3 protein-coding genes are annotated in these 3,203 nt (G+C 62.3%); 1 reads left to right on the top strand and 2 read right to left on the bottom strand.

Translation table 11 applies throughout. The features are described 5' to 3' along the window. Positions 1 to 50 precede the first annotated feature (50 nt). Positions 51 to 1,772 (bottom strand): AMP-binding protein, encoded by a 1,722-nt coding sequence (locus tag GYH35_RS31325; RefSeq protein ID WP_202624891.1) that lies wholly within the window; start codon positions 1,770 to 1,772, stop codon positions 51 to 53. Next, positions 1,769 to 2,458, bottom strand: a complete 690-nt coding sequence (locus tag GYH35_RS31320; protein ID WP_161830449.1) for an arylesterase — start codon at positions 2,456 to 2,458, stop codon at positions 1,769 to 1,771. Before GYH35_RS31320 ends, GYH35_RS31325 begins: the two co-directional genes overlap by 4 nt. A gap of 64 nt (positions 2,459 to 2,522) precedes the next feature. On the opposite strand from GYH35_RS31320, the gene GYH35_RS31315 reads away from it, so the two are divergent. Then, positions 2,523 to 3,200, top strand: coding sequence for an ABC transporter ATP-binding protein (locus tag GYH35_RS31315; RefSeq protein ID WP_235936892.1), 678 nt, complete (start codon positions 2,523 to 2,525; stop codon positions 3,198 to 3,200). The last annotated feature ends 3 nt before the right edge of the window (positions 3,201 to 3,203 follow it).

Below are 3,203 nucleotides of genomic sequence, written 5' to 3'. Positions count from 1 at the left end.
GATATGAAGAAAGTAACGGGGGTGTTAGCTTTTCTTCAGTTGGGTACGCGCTAAGCGCGCTGGGTCGTTTCTTTCTTCAGCTCATCGCGCAGCGCGCGACGCAGGATCTTGCCGACGTTGGTCTTCGGCAGCTCGGTCCTGAAATAAACATGCCGGGGCACCTTGTACCCGGTGAGCTGCTGACGCGAGAAATCGATCAGCTGCTGCTCGGTGAGCGACGGATCTTTCTTCACGACGAACAGGGCGACCACTTCGCCCGAGTGCTCATCGGCCTTCGCGACCGCGGCGACCTCGAGCACGCCGGGATGTGCCGCAACCACGCTCTCGATCTCGTTCGGATACACGTTGAAGCCCGACACGAGAATCATGTCCTTCTTGCGGTCCTCGATGAACACGTAGCCGTTCGCGTCGAGCCGGCCGATGTCGCCGGTGCGCAGCCAGTCGCCCATCATGACTTTCGCCGTCTCGTCCGGACGGTTCCAATAACCGCGCATGACCTGCGGCCCGCGGATGCAGATCTCGCCGACCTTATCGATGCCCAGATCGTTGCCGTCGTCGTCGCGAATGCTGATCTCGGTCGAAGGAATCGGCAGACCGATGGAGTTGTTGAAGTCCTCGCCGAACGGATTGATGCAGGCCGCGGGCGACGTCTCCGTCAAACCCCACGCCTGCGTCAGCACGTTGCCAGTGACCTTCTTCCAATGCTCCGCCACCGAGCGTTGCACGGCCATGCCGCCGCCCAGAGTGATACGCAGCGCGCTGAAGTCGACCTCAGCAAAGCCGGGCGTGTTCAGCAGCGCATTGAACAGCGTGTTTACGCCGCTGATGTAAGTGAAGCGGAACTTCTTTAGCTCGGCGACGAACGCCGGGAAGTCACGCGGGTTGACGATGAGCACGTCGTGCGCGCCGAGCTTCACGAATACCAGCCAATTTCCGGTGAGCGCGAAGATGTGATACAGCGGCAACGCCGTGATGATCGTGTCCTGACCGACGCTGGCCGACGTGCCGATCCACGACTCCGCCTGCAACACGTTCGCAACGATATTCCGATGCGTCAGCATCGCGCCTTTGGCAACGCCCGTCGTGCCGCCGGTGTATTGCAGGAACGCGATGTCGTCATGAGTCATCGCCACCGGCGTGAACGTTTCGAAGCGCCCCCGCTGCAGCACCTTGTTGAAGCGCACCGCGTTCGGCAAGTCGTAGCGCGGGACCTGCTTGCGCACATAGCGCAGCACCAGGTTGGCCAGCACCGACTTCGGGAAGTGCAGCTGATCGCCGACGCCCGTGATGATCACGTGCTCGATCTGCGTCTTGTCGATGACGTGCTCGAGCGTGTGCGCGAAGTTCTCGAAAATCACGATCGCTCTGGCGCCGGAGTCGGTGAGCTGATGCTCCAGCTCGCGAGCGGTATACAGCGGATTCGTGTTGACGACCGTCAAGCCGGCGCGCAGCGCGCCGTACAGCGCGATCGGATACTGCAGCACGTTGGGCATCATCAGAGCGATGCGATCGCCCTTCTTCAGATGCGCGATGTTTTGCAGATACGCCGCGAAGTCGCGCGACAGCCGCTCGTATTCCGCGAACGTGATCGTGCGGCCCATGCTGGTGAACGCCGGCTTCTCGGCGAAGCGGGCGCAGGCGCCATCGATGAGCTCGACTGCGGAGGCGTATTGATTCGGATTGATCAGCTCCGGCACGCCGGCGGGATAGCTCTTCAGCCAGGGCTGGGTGGACTCGGCCGTCATCGGCGCCCCCTGCGCGATTGCGTTCATTTCGTCAGTACCTTGTTCAGTGCCGGCCACAGATTGTCCAGCAATTTGGGTTGCGCCGTGGCGTTGGGATGGATGCCGTCGGCTTGCATCAGGGTATCGTCCAGCGCCACGCCGTCCAGAAAGAAATCGACCAGCGGCACGTCGTATTTTTTCGCCAGCTCGCCATACAGTGCGTGGAAGGAGTTGGCATATTCGGCGCCGTAATTCGGCGGCATGCGCATGCCCACCAGCACCACCTTGGCCTGCGTCGCCTGGCTCGTCTCGATCAGGTATTCGAAGTTGCTGCGCACCTGTTTCAAAGGCAGGCCGCGCAGGCCGTCGTTGCCGCCGAGCTCGATGATGACGACCGCCGGCTTGTGCAACTCCAATGCACGAGGCAGCCGGCTGCGCGCGCCGCCGGTGGTTTCGCCGCTGATACTGGCATTGACTACGCGGTAGCCGTAACCTTGCCTGGCCAGCCGCTGTTCCAGCAAGGCCACCCAGGTGGCATCCACTTTGACGCCATAGCCGGCGCTCAGGCTGTCGCCGACCACCAGGATGGGTTTCGACGCTGCCGCGTGAACCAAACCGGGCAGCGTCAGTCCCAGCCCCAGCAGGGCGAATACCGCCAGGCTGAAACCGATCGCGACAGCGCTGCGTAAGTTTCCGCTAAGTTTGCGCTGGCACACTGCGGCGGCCCGCGCCATGTTGTTTGACAGTGCGAGCCCCCGCGATTCTGTTTTGCCCAACGATCCAGATTCAGATCTCGACATGAGCATTGCGCAACCGGTCCTCAGAGCGGAAAAAATCAGCAAGCAGGTTAGCAGTCCGGAGGGAACGCTGGCCATCCTGGCGGACGTCGATCTGAGTATTCAGGCCGGCGAGACCGTCGCCATCATCGGCGCATCGGGCGCGGGCAAATCCACCTTGCTGGCCTTGCTCGCCGGGTTGGATGAACCGACGGACGGACGAATCTGGCTGAACGGCGCCGAGCTCACGGCGCTGGATGAAGACGGCCGCGCCGCGGTTCGCGCCCAGCACGTGGGCTTCGTGTTCCAGAGCTTTCACCTCGTGCCGTCCCTGACCGCCATCGAGAATGTGATGTTGCCGTTGGAGCTTGCCGGAAAGTCCGGTGCGCGCGAGGCTGCGTCGGAAGTGCTCGAGAGGGTCGGTTTGATGCCGCGGCGTGAGCACTATCCACGTCAGCTCTCGGGCGGCGAGCAACAACGCGTCGCCATCGCACGCGCGTTCGTCACCAGGCCCGCATTGTTATTCGCGGATGAGCCGACCGGCAATCTCGATTCGGCGACCGGCGAGCGCATCATCGAATTGTTGTTCGAATTGAATCGCGGCGCGCAGACCACGCTGGTCGTGGTCACTCACGATAACGCGATTGCGCAGCGCTGCGGACGCACGATTCGCATCGACGCCGGCAAGGTTGCCGCATGAAAG

The sequence above is a fragment of the Steroidobacter agaridevorans genome (genome assembly GCF_009932555.1).
In the GTDB taxonomy this organism is placed as follows: Bacteria; Pseudomonadota; Gammaproteobacteria; order Steroidobacterales; family Steroidobacteraceae; genus Steroidobacter; species Steroidobacter agaridevorans.
Note: the sequence above shows the minus strand (reverse complement) of the source record. Positions and strands in the feature narration are given on the sequence as shown.

What these genes read in the sequence shown, in the direction of transcription:
- GYH35_RS31325 (WP_202624891.1), bottom strand. Translation starts at nt 1,772, where the DNA reads ATGAACGCAATCGCGCAGGGGGCGCCGATGACGGCCGAGTCCACCCAG.
- GYH35_RS31320 (WP_161830449.1), bottom strand. Translation starts at nt 2,458, where the DNA reads ATGGCGCGGGCCGCCGCAGTGTGCCAGCGCAAACTTAGCGGAAACTTA.
- GYH35_RS31315 (WP_235936892.1), top strand. Translation starts at nt 2,523, where the DNA reads ATGAGCATTGCGCAACCGGTCCTCAGAGCGGAAAAAATCAGCAAGCAG.